General features: G+C 72.8%; 21 protein-coding genes and 1 riboswitch. Of the genes, 19 read left to right on the top strand and 2 right to left on the bottom strand.

The genetic code is table 11. The features are described from left to right. Positions 1 to 186 precede the first annotated feature (186 nt). The 16 genes from ACXN5W_RS09170 (at position 187) to gcvP (ending at position 15,435) form a co-directional block, all read left to right on the top strand. Positions 187 to 870: a CDP-alcohol phosphatidyltransferase family protein gene (locus ACXN5W_RS09170; RefSeq protein WP_473157748.1), complete on the top strand. Its 684-nt coding sequence runs from the start codon at positions 187 to 189 to the stop codon at positions 868 to 870. Then, on the top strand, positions 867 to 1,793 hold the full coding sequence (locus ACXN5W_RS09165) for a DUF881 domain-containing protein (RefSeq protein WP_473157747.1): 927 nt from the start codon (positions 867 to 869) through the stop codon (positions 1,791 to 1,793). The genes ACXN5W_RS09170 and ACXN5W_RS09165 overlap by 4 nt, the downstream gene beginning before the upstream one ends. Further along, positions 1,790 to 2,122, top strand: a complete 333-nt coding sequence (locus tag ACXN5W_RS09160) for a small basic family protein (protein ID WP_473157746.1) — start codon at positions 1,790 to 1,792, stop codon at positions 2,120 to 2,122. The genes ACXN5W_RS09165 and ACXN5W_RS09160 overlap by 4 nt, the downstream gene beginning before the upstream one ends. An 11-nt stretch (positions 2,123 to 2,133) precedes the next feature. Beyond that, positions 2,134 to 3,186: a DUF881 domain-containing protein gene (locus ACXN5W_RS09155; protein ID WP_473157745.1), complete on the top strand. Its 1,053-nt coding sequence runs from the start codon at positions 2,134 to 2,136 to the stop codon at positions 3,184 to 3,186. 65 nt (positions 3,187 to 3,251) lie between these two features. Further along, positions 3,252 to 3,632 (top strand): glycine cleavage system protein GcvH, encoded by a 381-nt coding sequence (gene gcvH, locus ACXN5W_RS09150; RefSeq protein WP_473157744.1) that lies wholly within the window; start codon positions 3,252 to 3,254, stop codon positions 3,630 to 3,632. Positions 3,633 to 3,845: 213 nt separating this feature from the next. After that, entirely contained in the window at positions 3,846 to 4,298 is a 453-nt protein-coding gene (odhI, locus tag ACXN5W_RS09145) for an oxoglutarate dehydrogenase inhibitor Odhl (RefSeq protein ID WP_363854664.1), read from the top strand. 77 nt (positions 4,299 to 4,375) lie between these two features. Further along, the gene (gene ftsR / locus ACXN5W_RS09140; RefSeq protein WP_473157743.1) at positions 4,376 to 5,074 is read left to right on the top strand and encodes a transcriptional regulator FtsR; all 699 of its coding nucleotides are present in this window, start codon (positions 4,376 to 4,378) and stop codon (positions 5,072 to 5,074) included. 220 nt (positions 5,075 to 5,294) lie between these two features. Next, positions 5,295 to 5,759, top strand: a complete 465-nt coding sequence (locus ACXN5W_RS09135) for a bifunctional nuclease family protein (protein ID WP_095565263.1) — start codon at positions 5,295 to 5,297, stop codon at positions 5,757 to 5,759. A 230-nt stretch (positions 5,760 to 5,989) separates the two neighbouring features. Beyond that, entirely contained in the window at positions 5,990 to 6,601 is a 612-nt protein-coding gene (locus tag ACXN5W_RS09130; protein WP_473157742.1) for a MerR family transcriptional regulator, read from the top strand. Positions 6,602 to 6,647: 46 nt separating this feature from the next. Beyond that, positions 6,648 to 7,418, top strand: a complete 771-nt coding sequence (locus ACXN5W_RS09125; RefSeq protein WP_473157741.1) for a SanA/YdcF family protein — start codon at positions 6,648 to 6,650, stop codon at positions 7,416 to 7,418. A 67-nt stretch (positions 7,419 to 7,485) separates the two neighbouring features. Then, on the top strand, positions 7,486 to 8,592 hold the full coding sequence (locus tag ACXN5W_RS09120) for a hypothetical protein (protein ID WP_473157740.1): 1,107 nt from the start codon (positions 7,486 to 7,488) through the stop codon (positions 8,590 to 8,592). 239 nt (positions 8,593 to 8,831) lie between these two features. Next, entirely contained in the window at positions 8,832 to 9,245 is a 414-nt protein-coding gene (locus tag ACXN5W_RS09115) for a group I truncated hemoglobin (RefSeq protein ID WP_473157739.1), read from the top strand. A 2-nt stretch (positions 9,246 to 9,247) separates the two neighbouring features. Beyond that, positions 9,248 to 10,411 carry a globin domain-containing protein gene (locus ACXN5W_RS09110; protein ID WP_473157738.1) on the top strand — a complete coding sequence of 388 codons (1,164 nt, stop codon included), beginning with the start codon at positions 9,248 to 9,250 and terminating at the stop codon, positions 10,409 to 10,411. Beyond that, complete coding sequence (locus tag ACXN5W_RS09105) at positions 10,408 to 11,094, top strand: DivIVA domain-containing protein (protein WP_473157737.1); 687 nt, start codon at positions 10,408 to 10,410, stop codon at positions 11,092 to 11,094. The genes ACXN5W_RS09110 and ACXN5W_RS09105 overlap by 4 nt, the downstream gene beginning before the upstream one ends. A 210-nt stretch (positions 11,095 to 11,304) precedes the next feature. Then, positions 11,305 to 12,237, top strand: coding sequence for an NAD-dependent protein deacetylase (locus ACXN5W_RS09100; RefSeq protein ID WP_473157842.1), 933 nt, complete (start codon positions 11,305 to 11,307; stop codon positions 12,235 to 12,237). A gap of 101 nt (positions 12,238 to 12,338) precedes the next feature. Next, a riboswitch (glycine riboswitch) is annotated at positions 12,339 to 12,441 on the top strand. Between the two features lie 69 nt (positions 12,442 to 12,510). Beyond that, positions 12,511 to 15,435 carry an aminomethyl-transferring glycine dehydrogenase gene (gene gcvP, locus ACXN5W_RS09095; protein ID WP_473157736.1) on the top strand — a complete coding sequence of 975 codons (2,925 nt, stop codon included), beginning with the start codon at positions 12,511 to 12,513 and terminating at the stop codon, positions 15,433 to 15,435. A gap of 138 nt (positions 15,436 to 15,573) precedes the next feature. On the opposite strand, the gene ACXN5W_RS09090 is transcribed toward gcvP, so the two are convergent. Continuing rightward, positions 15,574 to 15,774: a DUF5999 family protein gene (locus ACXN5W_RS09090; protein WP_473157735.1), complete on the bottom strand. Its 201-nt coding sequence runs from the start codon at positions 15,772 to 15,774 to the stop codon at positions 15,574 to 15,576. Between the two features lie 452 nt (positions 15,775 to 16,226). Between ACXN5W_RS09090 and ACXN5W_RS09085 the strand changes: the two genes are divergently transcribed. The 3 genes from ACXN5W_RS09085 to ACXN5W_RS09075 all read left to right on the top strand — a co-directional run bounded on the left by ACXN5W_RS09085 (position 16,227) and on the right by ACXN5W_RS09075 (position 18,904). Next, entirely contained in the window at positions 16,227 to 17,447 is a 1,221-nt protein-coding gene (locus ACXN5W_RS09085; protein ID WP_473157841.1) for a chorismate-binding protein, read from the top strand. 11 nt (positions 17,448 to 17,458) lie between these two features. Beyond that, positions 17,459 to 17,974: a peptide deformylase gene (gene def, locus ACXN5W_RS09080; protein WP_473157734.1), complete on the top strand. Its 516-nt coding sequence runs from the start codon at positions 17,459 to 17,461 to the stop codon at positions 17,972 to 17,974. A gap of 150 nt (positions 17,975 to 18,124) precedes the next feature. Then, complete coding sequence (locus ACXN5W_RS09075; protein WP_473157733.1) at positions 18,125 to 18,904, top strand: endonuclease/exonuclease/phosphatase family protein; 780 nt, start codon at positions 18,125 to 18,127, stop codon at positions 18,902 to 18,904. A gap of 33 nt (positions 18,905 to 18,937) precedes the next feature. Here ACXN5W_RS09075 and ACXN5W_RS09070 read toward each other — a convergent pair whose 3' ends face one another. After that, positions 18,938 to 19,936 carry a tyrosine-type recombinase/integrase gene (locus ACXN5W_RS09070; RefSeq protein WP_473157732.1) on the bottom strand — a complete coding sequence of 333 codons (999 nt, stop codon included), beginning with the start codon at positions 19,934 to 19,936 and terminating at the stop codon, positions 18,938 to 18,940. Between the last annotated feature and the right edge of the window lie 337 nt (positions 19,937 to 20,273).

The raw sequence follows: 20,273 nt of genomic DNA, 5'->3' as shown, positions 1-20,273 counted from the left end.
GCCTTGATCGACTCGCGCCCGTTATAGTGGCAGCGCCAATCCGCCGTTGACGTGGTTCGCGGCCCTGCCCGGGACCGGGACGGCGGCACGAGAAGCTCCTACCGCGGGGACGGGGCGGACTGCGCGACCGGCGTCGGGGTGGGAGTTCTGTCGACGGGTACGCGCCTGGAAAGTGGGGGAGGTCCGGTGCCACGTCGGCCGGCTGGAACGCCGGACGCCGCGCCACCCGACGGCACCGCCGTCCGGGCCGCGGGGCGGACCCGCAGCGTCCTGACCCTGCCCAACCTGATCAGCATGCTCCGGCTGGCCGGTGTGCCGCTGTTCCTGTACCTGCTCCTGGGCCCCCGGTCGGACGCCGCCGCGGTGGTCGTGCTGGCCGTCGGTGGCAGCACCGACTGGGTCGACGGGTTCGTCGCCCGCCGGCTGGGACAGGTCAGCCGGCTGGGTGAACTGCTCGACCCGTTGGCCGACCGGCTCTACATCCTCGCGACCCTGCTCGCGTTCACCGCGCGGGACGTGGTGCCCTGGCAGTTCACCGTGGCGCTGCTGGCCCGGGAGCTGCTGCTCGGCGTCCGGCTGCTGGTGCTGCGGGGTTACGGGTTCGGGCCGCCGCCGGTGCACTATCTGGGCAAGACGGCCACGTTCGTGCTGCTGGCCGCGTTCCCGACGCTGCTGCTGGCCGCCGCCGTGCCGGCGACGGCGCCGATCGCTGGGGCTGCCGGCTGGGCGTTGGCCTGGTGGGGGCTGGTGCTGTACTGGGCGTCCGGGGTGCTGTACCTGGTGGAGGCCGCCGGACTGATCAGCTGGTCCCGGCGGCGTGCCGAGGCGGGTTCGGCGGACGCCCGGGGGCGGACGGGGTCGGCACGGTGACGGTCCCTTCCGATCCCGGCGGGGAGGCCCGGCCGGGCCGGACGTACGCGCCGGACTTCCTGACCGAGTTGTTCCGCAACCCGCTCGATCCGGGGTACGCCGACGCGGCGGCCCGGCGTCGCCGACGGGGGTCGCCGTCGCCGCGGTCGCTGCTGGCCGCCCGGGGCGTGACGTTTGTCGTGCTGGTCGTGGTGGGGTTCCTGTTCGCGGTGGCGTACCGGCAGACCCTGGCCGACGAGCCGGGTCGCAGCAAGGCGCGGGCGGGACTGGCCAGTCAGGTCAAGGAGCGCGAGGCGGAGAACGACCGGTTGGCCGCGCGGGCGGACGCGTTGCGCCAGGAGGTGGCGCGGCAGCGGGACGCGGCGGTGGGTGGCCAGGAGGCGGCGCGGTTGCGTGATCTGGAGGCCGCGACGGGCCTGGCCCGGGTGCGTGGCGCCGGGGTGGTGGTGCGGGTGTCGGACGCGCCGGCCCGGTCGGACGCGGTGACCGGGGCCAAGACGCCGAACCTGGGCCGGGTTCTGGATCATGACTTGCAGGACATCGCGAACGCGCTGTGGGGGGCCGGCGCGGAGGCGGTGTCGATCAATGGGCAGCGGTTGACGGCGACGTCGACGATCCGGGCGGCCGGGGGCAACATCCTGGTGGACTTCCGGCCGGTGTCGGGTCCGTACGAGGTGTCGGCGGTGGGGCCGGGCCGGATCGCGGACCGGTTCTCCGACGGCCCGACGGCGGCGGTGTTGCGCGAGCTGGCCTCCCGGTACGGCATGGGTTTCGACGTCAAGTCCTCCGATGCTCTGGTGTTGCCGGCGGCGAACGAGCCGCAGTTGCGGTTCGCCCGGGTGCCGTCGGCGGCACCGTCGGCCGGTGGGTCGGCGCATGCTCCCCGTTCCCCTTCTTCCACCCCTTCTGGAGGCGGTCGATGATCGCTGTGCTGGCGTTGGTCGTCGGTGTGCTGCTCGGTGTCGCGTTCGGGCCCACGGTGCCGCCGGGTTTGCAGCCGTATCTGCCGATCGCGGTGATCGCGGCGTTGGACGCGGTGTTCGGTGGTGTCCGGGCGAAGTTGGACCGGATCTTCGACGACAAGCAGTTCGTGGTGTCGTTCATCTCGAATGTGCTGGTGGCGGGTGTGATCGTGTATCTGGGTGACCAGTTGGGGGTGGGTGGTCAGTTGTCCACGGGTGTGGTGGTGGTGCTGGGGGTGCGGATCTTCGGCAATGTGGCGGCGATCCGTCGGCACCTGTTCCGGGCGTAGGTTGGGGCGGTATGAGCGAGCAACCTGAGTCGCGGCGCGACGAGGTGGGTCCGGGCTTCCCGGAGTCGTCGGGGCCGGTGGCGCCGTCGAGTCCGGCGGGGGAGCCGGATCCGCGGCCGGCGGCACCGCCGGCGGACGGGGTGGGTCCGGCGGTGGTCGATCCGGGCTCGCCGGGGGCCGGTTCCGCCCGGCCGGCGGCCGACCACCCGTCGGCGGCTGTGGAGGCTGAGACTGAGGCCGGCGGTGCGCCCGCTGGCGTCGAGGGCGGCGGTGTCCCCGGTGACGGTGGTGCGCCCGGTGGGGAGCGCCCGGCCGAGGCCCCGGCGGACGGTGGGGTGGCTGGCGGTGCCGGGCCGGCCGGTCGGGTGCGGCGGCGGCCGAGCACGGCGGGCGGGATGATCGCGGTGCTGCTGGCGCTGCTGGGTTTCGCGTTGGCGGTGCAGTTGCGGTCGAATTCGACGGATACGACGTTGGCGTCGGCGCGGCAGGAGGACCTGGTGCGCATCCTGTCCGATCTGGAGGGGCAGCAGCAGCGGTTGCGGTTGGACGTGGCGGGGTTGGAGGACAGTCAGCGGCAGTTGACCTCGGGCGCGCAGGGTCGGGAGGCGGCGCTGGAGGAGGCGACGCGGCGGGCGGACGAGTTGGGGATTCTGGCGGGTACGTTGCCGGCGCGGGGTCCGGGTCTGTCGGTGCGGTTCTCGGCCGGGGCGAAGCCGATCGGGGCGTCGACGGTGTTGGACGCGGTGCAGGAGTTGCGGGGTGCCGGCGCGGAGGCGATGGAGATCTCCGGCGGGGACGGGGCGACGGTGCGGATCATCGCGGCGACGTATTTTCTGGACGCGGATGGTGGGATCGATGTCGGCGGGCGGCGGTTGACCGGTCCGTACACGTTGACGGTGGTGGGGGAGCCGGCGACGATGCGTACGGCGTTGAACATCGCTGGTGGGGTGGTGGCGTCGGTCGCGGGTGACGGCGGTACCGTGATCGTCGACGAGCACCAGGTTGTCGACGTGAAGGCGTTGAGTCCGGTGCCGGCGCTGAGGTATGCGCATCCGGTTTCCTGACCGGGTGTTGCCGGGCCGTTGGTCCGGTGGTGGCAGTTGCGGTGCGACGATGAAGGACGCGACGGGTGATTCCTGAGGACCTGCGGTATACCGCCGAACATGAGTGGGTGGCCGGGGACGGTGGCGGAACGGTGCGGGTGGGTATCACCCACTTCGCCCAGGACGCGCTGGGCGACATCGTGTACGTCCAGTTGGCCGACGCGGGGACGGCGGTGGAGGCCGGGGCGTCCCTGGGTGAGGTGGAGTCCACCAAGAGCGTTTCGGAAATTTACGCTCCGGTGAGTGGCACGGTGGTGCGGCGTAACGACCGGTTGGTGGATGAGCCGGAGGTCGTCAACTCCGACCCGTACGGTGCGGGTTGGCTGGTGGAGATCGAGTTGGCTGATCCGTCGGTGCTGGAGCGGTTGTTGTCCGCTGCGGCGTACCGGGAACTGACTGAAAGCTGAGCGCGGTCGACCTGCCAGGTTGTGTCCGCGCGTCTGGTTGCCCTGTTTTTCGGCGCTGGCTAGGCTCGCCCAGTCGACCGAAGACCCGATAGTTGCGCGTTGCGGAATTGCCTTCCCGGGCACGGGGGAGCCAGCCGCCGGGTGCGTTACCGCCCGGCGGCCAGACCCGCCATTACCCTGACGCCGACCGAAACAGATCCGTGAGGTGGTCCAATGACGCGCCCAGACGACGAGTTCCCCCCACTCGACGTCACGTCGACGCTCAATCTCGGTTCGCTTGACGAGGTGCTGGAGGGGCCCGACGCCGATGTCGTGCCGAGCCGGATGTCCGGTTCGTTGCCTCCGGGTATGGCCCTTCTCGTTGTGCGGCGTGGACCGAATGCGGGTGCCCGGTTCCTGCTGGATCATGATGTGACGACCAGTGGCCGGCATCCGGACAGCGACATCTTCCTGGACGACGTGACGGTGTCGCGGCGGCATGCCGAGTTCCACCGGGACGGTGGGACTTTCACGGTGCGTGACGTGGGGAGTTTGAACGGCACGTACGTGAATCGGGAGCGGGTGGAGGCGGCGACGCTGAGCAATGGTGACGAGGTGCAGATCGGTAAGTTCCGGTTGGTGTTCATCGCCGGGCCGCGTCCGGAGGAGGAGGCCGGCCGGGGGTGAGTGACGGTGCGGCGGCTGCGTCGGGGGCGCCGCGGCGGGCTGGCGTTGGTGCGTCGGAGGGCCGCGGTTATCCGCTGATGAGCATCGGCGAGGTGCTGGCGCAGCTGCGGGCGGAGTTCCCGGATACGACGATCTCCAAGTTGCGGTTTCTGGAGGCCGAGGGTCTGGTGGAGCCGCAGCGGACGCCTGCGGGTTACCGGAAGTACAGCTGGGATGATGTTGCCCGGTTGCGGTTCGTGTTGACGGCGCAGCGGGATCAGTATCTTCCGTTGCGGGTGATCCGGGCGCAGCTGGCGGAGTTGGATTCCGGTGGTGAGGTGGGGCGGGCCCGTCCGGCGTTGGTGGCGGTCGGGCCCGCGGGTGAGGTGCCGTCCGCTCCGGGTGAGCGGGGTGCGGAGGGGGCGGAGGTTCGGCTCGACCGCTCGGAGTTGGTGGAGCGCAGCGGGATCGACGGTGGGACGCTGGCCGAGTTGGAGCGGTTGGGGCTGGTGGTGTCGAGGCCGCCGGGGTGGTACGACTCGGATGCGTTGATCATCGCGCGGGCGGTGGCGGGTTTGTCGGCGTACGGGTTCCAGCCGCGGCATCTGCGGGCGTACCGGACGGCGGCGGATCGGGAGGTCGGGTTGTTCGCGCAGTTGGTGGCGCCGTTGGCGCGGCAGAGTGATCCGGCGGCGCGGGCTCGGGCGGCGGAGTTGGCGCGGGAGTTGGGCGCGTTGTCGCAGCAGTTGCACGCGGCGTTGGTGCGGGTGGGGCTGCGGGAGACGTTGGGGCGGTGACCGGGTGCCGGCTTGCGGGCGGGTCCACGCAAAGATCTTTATGCCGGGGCGTGTCGTAGGCTTCCGGGGGTAAGCCCTGACGGCGCTCGGATACGGGCGACTGGCACCCGGACGGTGTGTCGGTGGTCCGTGTACCGTGCAGGGACAGGGCATACCGCGCCGGCGGGCGAGCAGCCCGCCGGTGGCGGTGCTGGCGGAGTACGACGACACGGAGGCGGCGGTGCGCGAGCTGAGCGTGGTCGGGGTTCGGGTGGAGCTGCCCAGCAACCAGCCGATCGTCCTGCTCAGGGAGGTCGAGGGAGACCGCTACCTGCCGATCTGGATCGGCGCGGTGGAGGCGAGCGCGATCGCCTACGAGCAGCAGGGGGTCAAGCCGGCGCGGCCGTTGACCCACGATCTGTTGCGGGACATCCTGGCGGCGGTGAAGGCTCCGCTGCGGGCGGTGGAGATCACCGAGTTGAAGGAGAACGTCTTCTACGCGGATCTGTTGATCGGGGACGGGTTGCGGGTGTCCGCGCGGCCGAGTGATTCGATCGCGTTGGCGTTGCGGGTCGGTGCGCCGATCCGGTGCGCCGAGGAGGTGCTGACCGAGGCCGGCATCGTGATCCCGGACGAGCAGGAGGACGAGGTCGAGAAGTTCCGGGAGTTCCTGGAGCAGGTGCGGCCGGAGGACTTCGCGGGCTGACGCCGTTGTTCACCGGTCGGGGTTGCCCGTGCGTCCGTTGACGTTGCCGGTGTGGCGCCGGGTGGGGCCCGGGTGCGGTCTGACGCGCCGGGGTGTCGCCGGTGGCCGGGCGGCGTGTCGTGGTGGATCGTGCGGGCTTACGGGCCGGGTGCGCTATAGGGTTGCCTCGTCGAGGGGTGACACGGTCCCGGTTGGGGGTCGGGTCGCCGCAGGGCGGGGAGGTTGTCCGGATGCACGAGCCGCGAGATCCCGATCTGGTTGGCGCAGCGCGTGGTGACGGCGGCCCGACGGCCCCGGACGCGGACGGCCCGCCGGGTGAGCCGGGTGAGCAGGTTGGCTATCGCGGGGTGACGGCGTGCCACGCGGTGGGGATCAGCTACCGCCAGTTGGACTACTGGGCCCGTACGGCGTTGGTGGTGCCGAGCATCCGGGACGCTTCCGGGTCGGGGACGCAGCGGTTGTACTCGTTCCGCGACCTGGTGGTGTTGAAGGTGGTCAAGCGGCTGCTGGACGCCGGGGTGTCGCTGCAGAACATCCGCCGGGCGATCGAGGCGTTGCGGTCGCGGGGGGTTGACGACCTGGCGGGGATCACGCTGATCTCGGACGGGACCACGGTGTACGAGTGCCGGTCGCCGGAGGAGGTCGTGGACCTGTTGCAGGGCGGCCAGGGGGTGTTCGGCATCGCGATCGGCGGGGCGTTCAAGGAGGTCCAGGGGTCGTTGTCGCACCTGCCGGCGGAGCCGGTCGGCGCGGTGTCGGCCCCGGAGCCTGCGGTGGAGGAGTCCCCGGTGGCGGTGGGCGACGAGTTGGCGTTGCGGCGGGCGCGGCGGCGGGCCGGCTGACGTCCCGGGCGGCGCGCGGCGGGGCTGGTCCCGCACACTGGTGGGCATGACGGATCGGTTGGGTGTGACGGGTCGGTCCACTGAGGAGACCCCGGCCGCCGCGGCGGTGCCGGTTCCGGTTGGTGGCGGGTCGGCCGTCGTGTCGCGGGTCTGGCGCCGGCACCGGCGGATGCTGTTCCGGTTGGTCGCGATGACGGTGCTGGCGGTCGGTATGCCGGTGGGCGGGTCGGTGCTGTGGGTGCAGGATTCGGCGCGGGCCCACCTGTTCGGGGTGGCCGACGTGCCGGCCGCGCCGGTGGTGCTGGTGCTGGGGGCGCAGGTGGCGCCGGACGGTACCCCGTCACCGTTCCTGGCGGCCCGGTTGGAGCTGGCGCGGCGGTTGTTCGCCGCGGGCACGGTCCGGGCGGTGCTGGTCTCGGGTGACCACGGCCGCTGGTCGTACGACGAGCCGGACGCGATGGCGGGCTGGCTGGTGCGGCGGGGGGTGCCGGCGGACCGGGTGGTGACCGATCATGCCGGGTTCGACACGTACGACTCGTGTGTGCGGGCCCGGCGGGTGTTCGGGGTCCGGCGGGTGATCGTGGTGACCCAGGATTTTCATGTGGCGCGGGCGGTGGCGGTGTGCCGGGCGGTGGGGTTGGACGCGGTCGGGGTGGGTGACGACACGGCCCGCCGGTACCGGGTGACGTGGTTGCGGGGTGCCGTGCGGGATCAGGCGGCGGCGGTGAAGGCGGTGGTGGACGTGGCGACGGGCCGGGATCCGGTGTTCCTGGGCCGCCACGAGGACGGTGTGGACCGGGCCGTGGCGGCCGGTTGACCCGGGGCCGTCGGTGAACCCGAGCCCGCCGTGGACGTGGAGCCGGGGGGTGGGCACAATGCTGCGGGTGTCGCGTCCCCTGCCGTACCGCCGTCGGGCCGCGCTGGCCGGGTCGCTCGTCGCCCTGCTGCTGGCCGGCTGTTCCGCGGGCCCGGCCGCCGGTTCACGTCCCGCCGGGACGCCGACCGCCGGCGTGGGGTCCGCGCCGACCGGCCCCGGCCCCAGCCCCAGCGCCGGTTCCGCGTCGGGTTCCGCCCGGGCGTCGGCGGCGCTCGGCCGGCGTCCGTCGCCGGGTCCCGCCCCGACCGGCTGCCGGGTGTTCCCGGCCGACAACGTGTGGCACGCGGACGTCTCCCGGCTGCCGGTCCACGCCCGTTCGTCGGCGTTCGTGGCCAGCGTGGGCGCCGACGCGGCGGTGCACGCCGACTTCGGGTCGGGCACCTGGGACGGCGGCCCGATCGGGATCCCGGTCACCGAGGTCCCGGCCGGGCAACCCCGGGTGCCGGTGCGGTTCGAGTACGCCGCGGAGAGTGACCGTGGACCGTATCCGGTCCCGCCGGACGCGGCGGTGGAGGGGGGCGCGGCGGCCACCGGCGACCGGCATGTGATCGTGTGGGACCGGTCGGCGTGCCGGGCGTACGAATTGTTCGGGGCGCACCGGGACGGCGGCGGGTGGCGGGCCGGTTCGGGCGCCGTGTTCGACCTGCGGTCCAACGCGCTGCGGCGGGCGGGCTGGACGTCCGCGGACGCCTCGGGGTTGTCCATCCTGGCGGGTCTGGTGCGGTACGACGAGGTCGCGGCCGGGCGGATCGACCACGCGGTCCGGATCACGGTGCCCCGGACCCGCACCGGCTACACCTGGCCGGCGACGCATTCGGCGTCGACGGCCACCGACCCGGCGTTGCCGCAGTTGGGGCAGCGGTTGCGGCTCAGGTCGTCGGTGCGGACCGCCGGTCTGCCCCGGCAGGCCCGGATCATCGCCGAGGCGATGAAGCGGTACGGGGTGGTCGTGGCCGACCACGGTTCGGCCTGGTACCTGTCCGGTGTGCCGGACCGGCGCTGGGACAACGACGCGTTGCACGCCCTGGGTGGGTTGCGTGGTGCTGACTTCGAGGTGGTGGACACCTCGGGGTTGCGGGTCGGCGCCACCTCCGGGGCGGTCGCCCGGCGGTGAGCGGGCGCTGCGGCGGCGCCGGAACGGATCGACACGCGTCCCGTGTACGGGACGCGGCGGTACATTGGTCGTCGGTGCGCTGACCAGCGAAGAAGGCCCAGATCGGACGCCGGCTGACACCGTCTGGGAGGCGGGCCTACTATCGTCCGTCAGGCAGCGTTACGAACCGCGTGCCCACGGCGATGTTCCCTCGCATCGTCAAACACTGCCGGCACGCCCTGCGGAAGGAATTCCCCTCCATGACGGACACGACCCGTAATCCCGCCGACGGCGCGCCCACCGCCTCACATTTCGACCGGATTGGTGGCGGTCCCGCGCTCAAGGCGGCGGTGCAGCTGTTCTACGAGCGGGTGCTGGGTGACCCGCAGCTCGCGCCGTACTTCGTCGGCACCGACATGGAGCGGCAGCGTCGACACATGGTGCTGATGCTGACCACCGTGCTGGGTGGGCCGGACGCCTACACCGGCCGGTCGCTGCCGGAGGCGCACAAGCCGCTGAGCATCCCGACCGCGCACTACGCGCTGGTCGGTGCGCACCTGGTGGGGGCGCTGCAACAGTTGGACGTGCCGGCGGACATCGTCGACGACGTGCGGCAGGTCCTCGCCCAGGTGCAGGACCAGGTCGTGTCCGATGGCCAGCCGGTGGGCGCCTGAGCGTGGACGTCGCCCGGCTCAAGCAGAGCTGGTCCCTGGTGGCCGCGCACGGCGACCAGGTGCCGCTCTTCTTCTACTCCACCCTGTTCCTGACCGACCCGGACCTGCGGCAGATGTTCCCCACCAACATGGCGGGGCAGCGGGACCGGCTGGTGACCGCGCTGGGACACATCGTCTCCAACGTGGACCAGCTGGACCAGCTGGTCGGCTTCCTGCAGGACCTCGGCGCCGACCATCGCAAGTTCGCGGTCCGCGCCGAGCACTACCCGGCGGTCGGCGCGGCGCTGCTGGCCACCCTGCGGCACTTCCTGGCCGACCGGTGGACCGAGGACCTGGCCGCGGACTGGGCGGCCGCGTACGGACTGGTCGCGCAGGTGATGACCGACGCCGCCCGGGAGGCGGAGAAGGTCAGCCCGCCCTGGTGGGTGGGTGAGGTCCTCGCGCACGAGCGACGCGGTTTCGACGTGGCGGTGATCACGCTGCGCCCGTCGTACCTGCTGCCGTTCACCCCCGGCCAGTCCATCGGGGTGTCCAGTCCGGCGGTGCGCACGTGGCGTTACTATTCGCCGGCCAACGCGCCCCGCCCGGACGGCACCCTGGAGCTGCACGTGCGGGCCGCGCCCGGCGGGCTGGTCAGTTCCCGCCTGGTGTACGGGTTGAACGTCGGTGACCAGGTCCACCTGGCCGCGCCGGTGGGGGACCGGTTGGCGCTGTCCCGGGCGGGCCGCGCCGACCTGCTGTTGTTGGCCGGTGGCACGGGCTGGGCGCCGTTGAAGTCGCTCGTGGAGCACGTGGCGACCGAACACGGACACCGCCGGGTGCAGCTGTACGTCGGGGCGCGGTCCCCGCTGGAGCTGTACGACTCGGAGGCGATCGACAAGCTCGCCGCGCAGTATCCGTGGCTGACCGTCCGGTACGCCGTCGGTGGCGGCCCGGGTCAGCCCGAGGGCGTGGACCGGGTGGTTGACCTGGTGTTGTCCGACGGTGACTTCCGGGACCGGCACGTGTACGTGTGCGGCTCGGACCAGATGGTGTCGGGTTCGGTGCAGGCGCTGCGCGGCGCCGGCTACGACCCCGGCCGGTTGCACCACGAGGGCCTCGGTGCCCACTGGTACGGGCCGGCCTGGCGCACCCACATCGACCAGGTGCCCGGAGGTGGCCAGTGAGCGCGGCTTCGATCAGCAGGTACGACGGTTCCGAGGTGTCGACCGGCGTGCCGCAGGTCCGGCTCACCGCCGACCGGGCCCGGCGGTGGACGTTCGACCAGGCGTCGTTGACCCGCCGCGGGTACGACCAGCGGGGGGTGGACGCGTTCCGGCTGCAGGTCGCCGATGAGTTGGACGTGCTCGCGGCGCAGATCGCGGATCTGCGGGCGGAGAACGAGCGGATCGGCAACCAGGTCGAGCTGTACCGGCACGGGGTCATCCCGAGCCAGCGCAGTGAGGGGCCGGGCGCGAAGGAGGTGAACCTGCTCTCGGCCGCGCAGCGGGAGGCGGAGCAGATCATCGCCCAGGCGCACGAGTACGCCCGCCGGGTCGCCGACTACGCCCGGGTGCAGTACGAGGCGTACGTGCAGGCGGCGGTGGAGGACGCCCGCCGGGAGGCGGAGCAGGCGGTGCACAGCTACCGCAGCTCGGCCGGTCCGGACTTCACCGACTCGGCGGCCATGCAGGAGGCGTTGCGCATCTACGGCGAGATGATGATCTCGCACATGGAGGCGGCGGCGAAGCACCTGCACGACGGCAGTGAACACCTGGCCCGGACCATGGACCGGATGGTCGCCGACGCCGGGCGTCCGGTGGCCGGTTCGGCCGCCCGGCCGGCGCTGACCCGACCCGAGCACCCCTGACCCCGGCCGGCCCCGGACGTTTCCCGGTTGATCGTGCTGCTCGCTGTGACCTCGGACACGGCGGCGCGCAGGAACAACCGGGGCCGTCCGGGCGGCCCGGGTGAGCGGGGCAGCCGGCGGGGGGACAGGTGTTCGCCGGTGGGTGGCCCGGTGAGGCAGCATGGACGGGTGACGGGTTCGGCAGGTGACGGGTTCGACGCGCTGGCCGCGATGGTGGCGGCCGGTGACGTCGTGGTACTCAGCGGCGCCGGGTTGTCCACCGAGTCGGGCATCCCGGACTACCGGGGGCCCAGCGGGGTGGCCCGCCGGCACACCCCGATGACGTACCAGACGTTCACCCGCGACCCGGTCGCCCGCCGCCGGTACTGGGCGCGCAGCCACCTGGGTTGGCGCACCATCGCCCGGGCCCGGCCCAACGCCGGCCACCGGGCGGTGGCCCGGCTGCAACACCACGGCCTGCTCGCCGGGGTGATCACCCAGAACGTGGACGGCCTGCACCAGGCCGCCGGCGCCGGTGGGGTGATCGAACTGCACGGCAACCTGGACCGGGTGGTCTGCCTGGACTGCGGCGAACGGACCGGCCGGGCCGACCTGGACGCCCGGCTGCGGGCGGCGAACCCGGACTTCGCGGCCCGGGCCACCGCGGTCAACCCGGACGGTGACGTCGAACTGCCCGACACCGAGATCGACCGGTTCCGCCCGGTCGGTTGCGCCTCCTGCGGTGGCACGGTGAAACCGGATGTGGTGTTCTTCGGCGAGTCCGTGCCCCCGGCCCGGGTCGCCGACTGTTTCGACCTGGTCGAGCGGGCCCGGCTGCTGCTGGTGCTCGGCTCGTCCCTGACGGTGATGTCCGGCCGCCGGTTCGTGATCCGCGCCACCCGACGGGACATTCCGGTGGCGATCGTCAACCAGGGCCCGACCCGGGGTGACGACCACGCCACCGTGACCGTCGACGCGCCGCTGGGTGTCGCGCTGACCGAACTGGTCCACCGGGTCACCCACCCCGCCCGGCACGCCACCGCCGGCACCAACCCCGCCGCCACCGCCCCCAACCCCGCCGCCGCCGTCGACCCGCGAGCCGGTGTCGCCAGGCCGGCCGGCCCGCCGCCGACCCCGGTGGCGGTCGAGCCGGCCGCCCGGTAGCCACCGCCGCCGCCCCCACCGGAAACCGGGCCGGACGCCGGCGGGCCGGTGACCACCCCGGGCGGCCGGGCGGGCCCGCTGGTAGCGTGGGGTCCGCCGGTACCACCCACGCGGGAGAGACCGCCTCCGGGCCCGCCCGGGGACGGCGCCGAAGGGGCAAATCCTCCCCGGAACCTCTCAGGCACAAAGGACCGCGGGGGCCAGGCACTCTGGAACGCGCACCGTGGCGTGACAGAGGGGGAGGCCGATCCGTCGACCTCCCGGGAGTGCCCGATGACCGCACCTCAGTTCGCCGACCGGCACGTCGGCCCCGACGCCGCCCAACTGCGGCGCATGCTGGACACCGTCGGATTCGGCTCCGTGGACGAGCTGATGGACGCCGCCATCCCCGAGGTGATCCGCTGGCACGGCACCCTCGACCTGCCGCCGGCGGCCACCGAGGAACAGGCCCTGGCCGAACTACGCGACATCGCCGGCCGCAACCGGGTCGCCACCTCCATGATCGGAATGGGCTACCACGGCACCCACACCCCGGCGGTGATCCGCCGCAACGTGTTGGAGAACCCCGCCTGGTACACCGCGTACACGCCGTACCAGCCGGAGATCAGCCAGGGCCGGCTCGAGGCGCTGCTGAACTTCCAGACCATGGTCACCGACCTGACCGCGCTGAGCACCGCGAACGCCTCCATGCTCGACGAGGCCACCGCGGCCGCCGAGGCGATGACCCTCGCCCGCCGCGCGTCCAGGAGCGGCAGCAACGTGTACGTCGTCGACGCCGACGCCCTGCCGCAGACCCTCGCCGTGATCACCACCCGGGCCGAACCGCTCGGCATCGAGGTCCGGGTCCTCGACGTCGACACCGACGAACTGCCCGACGGGTTCTTCGGACTGCACCTGCAGTACCCGGGCGTCTCCGGCGCGGTACGCGACCACACCCGGCTGGTCGAGGCCGCGCACGCCGCCGGGGCCCTCGTGACGGTGGCCGCCGACCTGCTCGCCCTGACCCTGCTGCGCGCGCCCGGCGAGATCGGCGCCGACATCGCCGCCGGCACCACCCAACGGTTCGGCGTACCGATGGGCTTCGGCGGCCCGCACGCCGGCTACCTGGCGGTGCGCTCCGGCCTGGAACGGATGCTGCCCGGCCGCCTGGTCGGGGTGTCCCGCGACGCCGACGGGCAACCGGCGTACCGGCTGGCGTTGCAGACCCGCGAACAGCACATCCGCCGGGAGAAGGCCACCAGCAACATCTGCACCGCGCAGGTGCTGCTGGCGGTGATAGCCGGCATGTACGCCGTCTACCACGGCCCCGACGGGCTGCGGGAGATCGCCCGACGTACCCACGCCATGGCCACCCGGCTGGCCGCCGGCCTCACCGGCGGCGGGGTGGAACTGGCCCACGAGGCGTTCTTCGACACCGTCACGGCGTTCGTGCCGGGCCGGGCCGCCGACGTGGTCACCGCCGCCGCGCGGCGGGGGGTCAACCTGCGTCTGGTGGACGGTGACCGGGTCGGCGTCTCCTGCGACGAGACCACCACCGAGGAGCACCTGAGCGTCGTGTGGGCGGCGTTCGGCGTGACCGCCCCGGCTGAGACCCCGGCCGCCGCGCGGCCCGCCACCCCGGCCGGGACACCAGCCGGCGCCACCGTCGCCGGGACGCCGGGCACCGCCGGGGGCGGCGCGTTGCCGGCCGGGCTGGCCCGCACCAGCGACTTCCTCACCCACCCGGTGTTCCGCACCCACCACTCGGAGACCGCGATGCTGCGCTACCTGCGCCGGCTCGCCGACTTCGACTACGCCCTGGACCGGGGCATGATCCCGCTGGGCTCCTGCACCATGAAACTCAACGCCACCACCGAGATGGAACCGGTCAGCTGGCCCGAGTTCGCCAACCTGCACCCCTACGCCCCGGCCGACCAGGCCGACGGCTACCGGGAACTGATCACCCAACTCGAACGCTGGCTGGCCGAGATCACCGGATACGACGTGGTCAGCGTCCAACCCAACGCCGGCTCGCAGGGGGAACTGGCCGGCCTGCTGGCCATCCGCGGCTGGCACCGCCACCGCGGCGAGCACGACCGGGACGTGTGCCTGATCCCCGCCTCCGCGCACGGCACCAACGCCGCCAGCGCCGTCATGGCCGGCATGCGGGTCGTCGTGGTGGCCTGCGACGACGGGGGCAACGTCGACCTGGTCGACCTCGACACCAAGATCGACCAGCATCGGGACCGGCTGGCCGCCATCATGGTCACCTACCCGTCCACCCACGGCGTGTACGAGACCGGCATCGCGTCGCTGTGCGCGAAGGTCCACGACGCCGGGGGCCAGGTGTACGTCGACGGGGCGAACCTCAACGCGCTGCTCGGCTTCGCCAAGCCCGGCCGGTTCGGCGCGGACGTGTCCCACCTGAACCTGCACAAGACGTTCTGCATCCCACACGGCGGCGGCGGCCCGGGCGTGGGTCCGGTCGCCGCCCGCGCCCACCTGGCCCCGTTCCTGCCCGGTGACCCCCTCGGCGCCACCACCACCACCACCGACGCCACCCCGCACGGCACAGGCCGGCCGGTGATCTCGGCGGCGGCGCACGGCTCGGCGGGCATCCTGCCCATCCCGTGGGCGTACCTGCGGATGATGGGCGCCGACGGGCTGACCCGGGCCACCGGGGTGGCGGTGCTGGCCGCGAACTACGTCGCGGCCCGGCTGCGCGGGCACTACCCGGTGCTGTACACCGGCAACAAGGGCCTGGTGGCACACGAGTGCGTCCTGGACCTGCGGCCGCTGACCCGGGCCACCGGGGTGAGCGTGGACGACGTGGCCAAACGACTCATCGACTACGGCTTCCACGCCCCCACCATGTCGTTCCCGGTCGCCGGCACCCTGATGGTGGAACCCACCGAGAGCGAGGACCTGGCCGAGATCGACCGGTTCTGCGCGGCGATGATCGCGATCCGAGAGGAGATCGACCGGATCGGCGAAGGGGAGTGGCCGGCCGGGGACAACCCGCTACGCAACGCGCCACACACCGCCGAGATGGTGTCGGCCGACGAGTGGGAACATCCGTACCCGCGATCGGTCGCGGCCTATCCGGCGCGGGTGACCCGGGCGGGGAAGTACTGGCCGCCGGTGCGGCGGGTCGACGGGGCGTACGGCGACCGGAACCTGGTCTGCGCCTGCCCGTCCCCGGAGGCGTTCGAGGAGTGAGTCACCCGCCGGTGCGCGGTGCGTCAGCGACCGGTGTGCGGATCAGCCACCGGCTGATCCAGGAAGCCGCCGGCCCGGACACCGGGTCGGCGGCGCGGCACCGGGGGACCGGGCCGCTGTCACGGGACGTGACGACGTCTAGGCTGGTACGACGTGCCGGGCCGGGCCGCGGTGCGGCGCGACGGTCCGACCGTCAGGCAGCAGCTCACCGGTGTCCTCGAACACGATGACCCCGTTGCAGAGCAGACTCCAGCCCTGCTCGCGGAAGCAGGCGATGACCCGGGCAGCCTCCCGGTCGGTGGCGTCGGCAGATGGACAGGTGGGTTGGTGCTGACACATCGGAGATCTCCGGACTGTGGGGGGTGCTGTGTCATGGTTCACATGACCAGTGACGCACGGTACCAAGCGGAAGTGAACTTCATCGAGCACATTCACGGCTTGGTAAGACAGAATCCTCCCAACGGATGAGGGAAAAGGGTCCAGACGTCTTGGAAACGCTCCCACCGCCGCTCACGGGGCATCCGGCGGCACCCTGCGCACCCGGCCCGACACCCTCCGGGACCACCCCGCCGACCCCCACCCCAGGCTCCCGACCAACGCCCCTGGTCGCCGGATATCCGACACTGTCCGTAACCGAACCCCCGACCCGGTTCCCGGTCGAACCCCCGACCCCACCAGCCGCAACCCCGGCACCACCAGCCGCAACCCAGGCATCAGCAGCCGACACCCCGGCACCCCGGACAGCCCCGACCGCGACCCCGGCCGCACCCCCGGGCCGCTGCGCCGGACCACTGGTGGAACACGCCCGCCTCCAGTGGTGGGCACCCCCGAACCAGCACCCCGCACACCACGACGACCCCGCCGCGCTGCTCGAAACATTCCTGGCCGGCCACGGACTGCCGGTGACCGACCTGACCCGACCCGGCACCGACCCACACCGGCACCAACCGGGCGACACCTGCGGCGCCACCGTGTTCATCTCCGCCGCCGCCAGCGCCCGGATGGCCGGCCGACCCACCGGCCCACCCAGCCCCGCCCCCGCCGTACCCGACCTGGTGGCCGTCGTCTACGCCCACCCCACCAACCCGGCACCACCGCACCCCAGCCCACCCGACACCCACCCGCCCCCGGCCACCAACCACCCCGACTGGCACCTCGGCCCCTGGCGGAACAGCTGGCCACCCGAACGCCACGCCGCCGCCGTCGAACAGGCCCGCCAACTGATCAGCCGCGGCGAGGTCTACCAGGTCAACATCGTCGGCCACGCCAGCGCCCCCTACCGGGGCGACCCACGACCCGCACTGCACCGGCTCGCCAGCCTGCCCGGCGCCCGATACGGCACCGTCCTCACCGGCGACGACTGGGCCGTGGCCTGCGCCTCACCCGAAACCCTCGTCGAAATCCACGCCGGACGCATCCACACCCGCCCCATCAAGGGCACCCGACCGGCCACCCCCGCCGGCCGGCGGGAACTGCTCGCCTCCGCCAAGGAACGAGCCGAACACATCATGATCGTCGACCTGGCCCGCAACGACCTCGCCCAGGTGGCCCGCACCGGATCGGTCCGGGTCGACGAACTGTTCGGCATCCGCCGCTGGTGCGGACTCTGGCAGGCCGAATCAACCGTCTCGGCCGCACCACGACCCGGAACCGGCCTCGCCGACCTGCTCCACGCCATCTGCCCCGGCGGCTCCGTCACCGGCGCCCCGAAACTCGCCGCCCTGGACGCCATCGCCCACCTGGAACCGGTCGGCCGGGGACCCGCCATGGGCGCCCTCGGCTGGATCGGCACCGACGGCCTGGACCTCGGCCTGACCATCCGCACCGCCGCCGCCGACCCCCACCGGCTACACCTGTGGGCCGGCGGCGGCATCACCTGGCACAGCGACCCGGACGCCGAAGTGGCCGAAGCCGCCGCCAAAGCCGCACCACTGCGCGCCGCCCTGGCCCCGCCCACCCGGACGGCAGCCACCCACCACCGACCGGGACCGGCCACCGGAACACCCCGCTAACCTTGTCAACCATGACGATGCGGCCGATCCGGATCCTCGGCGACCCGGTACTACGCACCACGTGCGACCCCGTGACCAGCTTCGACACCGAACTACGGACCCTGGTCACCGACCTCATGGACACCCTCCTGGGCGCCCCCGGCCGGGCCGGCGTGGCCGCCCCGCAGATCGGCGTCGCCGCCCGGGTCTTCGTCTGGGACGCCGACGGAAACCGCGGCCACCTGGTCAACCCCGTCCTCGAAGACCCCTCCGCCGAACAACAGGACGACGACGAGGGCTGCCTGTCCATCCCCGGCCTGTACTTCCCGACCCCCCGCGCCCGGCACATCACCGCCCGCGGCGTCGACCAGCACGGTGAACCCGTCACCATCCGGGGCAGCGACTTCCTGGCCCGCGCCCTGCAACACGAACACGACCACCTCGACGGGCGGCTCTACGTCGACACGCTGCGCGGCGACACCCGCCGAAAGGCCCTACGGGAGATCCGCGGCGGCCGCTTCGCCGCACCCGGCCGCCACAACCCCTGACCCGCCCCGCGAAAAACCCGACCACCTCACCGGCCACCCCGCCGCCGCAACACCACCCCCAACGACGCCACCACCACAAACACCACCATCGAACAACACAGCGCCTTCATCACCCCACAAGCCTCCCACCCCGCCCCGTAGGGTGCAGGAGTGCGCCTGGTGACCTTCAACCTGCTCCACGGCCGCTCACCCGAGGACGGCCTCGTCAACCCCGACCGCCTCGCCGCCGCCGTACACGCCCTCGACGCCGACATCCTCGCCCTCCAGGAAGTCGACCGCGACCAGTCCCGCAGCGGCCACCTCGACCTCACCGCAGTCGCCGCCAAAGCCCTCGACGCCCCCTCCCACCAGTTCGCCGCCGCCGTCGTCGGCACCCCCGGAGAACGCTTCCGACCCCTCACCCACGACGACGACGGCCACGGCGAACCCTGCTACGGCGTCGGCCTCGTCAGCCGCTACCCGGCCCACTCCTGGCAGGTCACCCGGCTGCGCCCGGCACCCATCCGCTCACCCGTCCACATCCAGGGCCCCGGCCGCCGCCTCATCCTGCTGCGCGACGAACCCCGGGTCCTCCTCGCCGCCGTCCTCGACACCCCGTTCGGCCCCGTCACCGCCGCCGCCACCCACCTGTCATTCGTACCCGGCTGGAACATCCACCAACTCCGCCAGGCCATCCGCGCCCTGCGCGCCCTGCCCCCACCCCGGGTCCTGCTCGGCGACCTCAACCTGCCCGCCGGCCTGGCCACCGCCGTCTCCCGCTGGCGCACCCTCGGCCGCCAACCCACCTACCCGGCCAGCCAACCCCGGATGCAACTCGACCACATCCTCGTCGACCCCGACGGCGGAGACCGACTCACCGCCGTCAGCGCCGTCAGCACCCCCATGGCCACCATCTCCGACCACCGCCCTCTGGTCGTCGACCTCGTCTGAACCCCCGCCCCGGCGGACCGGCCCCGACCCGGGTCACCCCTCCGGCGCCACCACCAGCCGACCCAACGACCGGTTGGTACGGTTCGCCCGCACCGCCGCCCGCTGCTGCTCGGCCGTCACCTCGATGTAGTTCTGACTCGTCGTCAGGCTCGCGTGCCCCAACAACCGCATGATCTCCGACGCGCTCGCCCCGTCCTCGGCCAACCGGGTCGCGAACGTGTGCCGCAACGCGTGCAACTGCGCCCCCCTCGGCACCCGGTCGGTGATCCCCGCCCGCCGATAACACGACCCCACCAGATACTGCAGGCCACCGCGCCGCAGCGGCGTACCGGCCCGATCCACCAGCAACGGCGAGTCGACCCGCACCGTCCGGTCCCCGAACCGGCGCCGCCGACTGTCCAGATAGGCCACCACCACCGCGTCCAACTCCGGTTCGATCGGCACCACCCGCGACCGGCCCCCCTTACCCAGCACGTCGACCCGGCGCTCACCCGGCCGCCCACCGATCGAACCGACCCGCAGCTCCAACAGCTCACCCAGCCGCAACCCGGCGCACAACGCCAACGCCAGCACCGCCACATCCCGCTCCGGCCACGGATCCCGAACCCGCCCATCGGTCCGGGCCACCGCCTCCAGCAACTGCTCCGGGGTGTCCGCGCCCCGCAGCGGCTTCGGCGGGGGGAGTGGCACCCCGGGCTTGTCCACGGCGGACATCGGATTGCCCTCCACCACACCCTCGGCCACCAGGAACGCGAAGAAACCGTTCCAGGTGGACCACGCCCGGTGGATCGACGCGGAGGCACGCTCGGCGGCGAACCGGGCGAAGGCCCCCCGCAGCGCCCGGGTGGTCAGGCCGGACAGGGGGAGTGCGGCCAGTGGAACGGCCGGCTCCGCGTCGGCGACCAGGGTAGCGATGGCCAGCAGGTCCCGGCGGTACGCCGCCAGGGTGTGCGGGGAGGGCTTGCGGGTGGCGCGCGAGGTGAGAAAGGCGTCGATCAACATGAGGACCGTTTCATCACCTATATCATGCATAACGAATATTATGCATGATTTTCGGATCTCGGCCAAGCGACGTCCGGGACACCGGGTTTCTCCGGAAACGCCGACCGCACCCCGGGTCGCGACGCTCGCTCGGGGATACCCGACCCGCGGCACCGAGGACGGCGGAAGCCCGGGGACCGGAGCGGCTGGTGTCGACCGCCGGGGTGGTGGGCGCCGATCGTCGCCGCACCTGCGGTGGGTTCGAAATGTCTTCGGGGTTGGCCCGGCGTGTGGGCCCAGTTGGGCGTTCATCGTTGTCGGGGCCGCTGTAACGGGCGGCGGATCGCGCGGCTTGTCCGCGGCTCGTCCACCGGGTCGTACCCGTGAA

The organism is Plantactinospora sp. A48, assembly GCF_055793945.1.
The sequence above is the reverse complement of the archived record's forward strand: the minus strand, read 5'-3'. Positions and strand labels throughout refer to the sequence as shown.

Bases quoted from the DNA above. Each gene is read 5' to 3' on its own strand.
- ACXN5W_RS09160 (WP_473157746.1), top strand. From the start codon at position 1,790: ATGATCGCTGTGCTGGCGTTGGTCGTCGGTGTGCTGCTCGGTGTCGCG.
- ACXN5W_RS09155 (WP_473157745.1), top strand. From the start codon at position 2,134: ATGAGCGAGCAACCTGAGTCGCGGCGCGACGAGGTGGGTCCGGGCTTC.
- odhI (WP_363854664.1), top strand. From the start codon at position 3,846: ATGACGCGCCCAGACGACGAGTTCCCCCCACTCGACGTCACGTCGACG.
- ftsR (WP_473157743.1), top strand. From the start codon at position 4,376: ATGAGCATCGGCGAGGTGCTGGCGCAGCTGCGGGCGGAGTTCCCGGAT.
- ACXN5W_RS09130 (WP_473157742.1), top strand. From the start codon at position 5,990: ATGCACGAGCCGCGAGATCCCGATCTGGTTGGCGCAGCGCGTGGTGAC.
- ACXN5W_RS09125 (WP_473157741.1), top strand. From the start codon at position 6,648: ATGACGGATCGGTTGGGTGTGACGGGTCGGTCCACTGAGGAGACCCCG.
- ACXN5W_RS09115 (WP_473157739.1), top strand. From the start codon at position 8,832: ATGACGGACACGACCCGTAATCCCGCCGACGGCGCGCCCACCGCCTCA.
- ACXN5W_RS09100 (WP_473157842.1), top strand. From the start codon at position 11,305: ATGGTGGCGGCCGGTGACGTCGTGGTACTCAGCGGCGCCGGGTTGTCC.
- gcvP (WP_473157736.1), top strand. From the start codon at position 12,511: ATGACCGCACCTCAGTTCGCCGACCGGCACGTCGGCCCCGACGCCGCC.
- ACXN5W_RS09090 (WP_473157735.1), bottom strand. From the start codon at position 15,774: ATGTGTCAGCACCAACCCACCTGTCCATCTGCCGACGCCACCGACCGG.
- def (WP_473157734.1), top strand. From the start codon at position 17,459: ATGACGATGCGGCCGATCCGGATCCTCGGCGACCCGGTACTACGCACC.
- ACXN5W_RS09070 (WP_473157732.1), bottom strand. From the start codon at position 19,936: ATGCATGATATAGGTGATGAAACGGTCCTCATGTTGATCGACGCCTTT.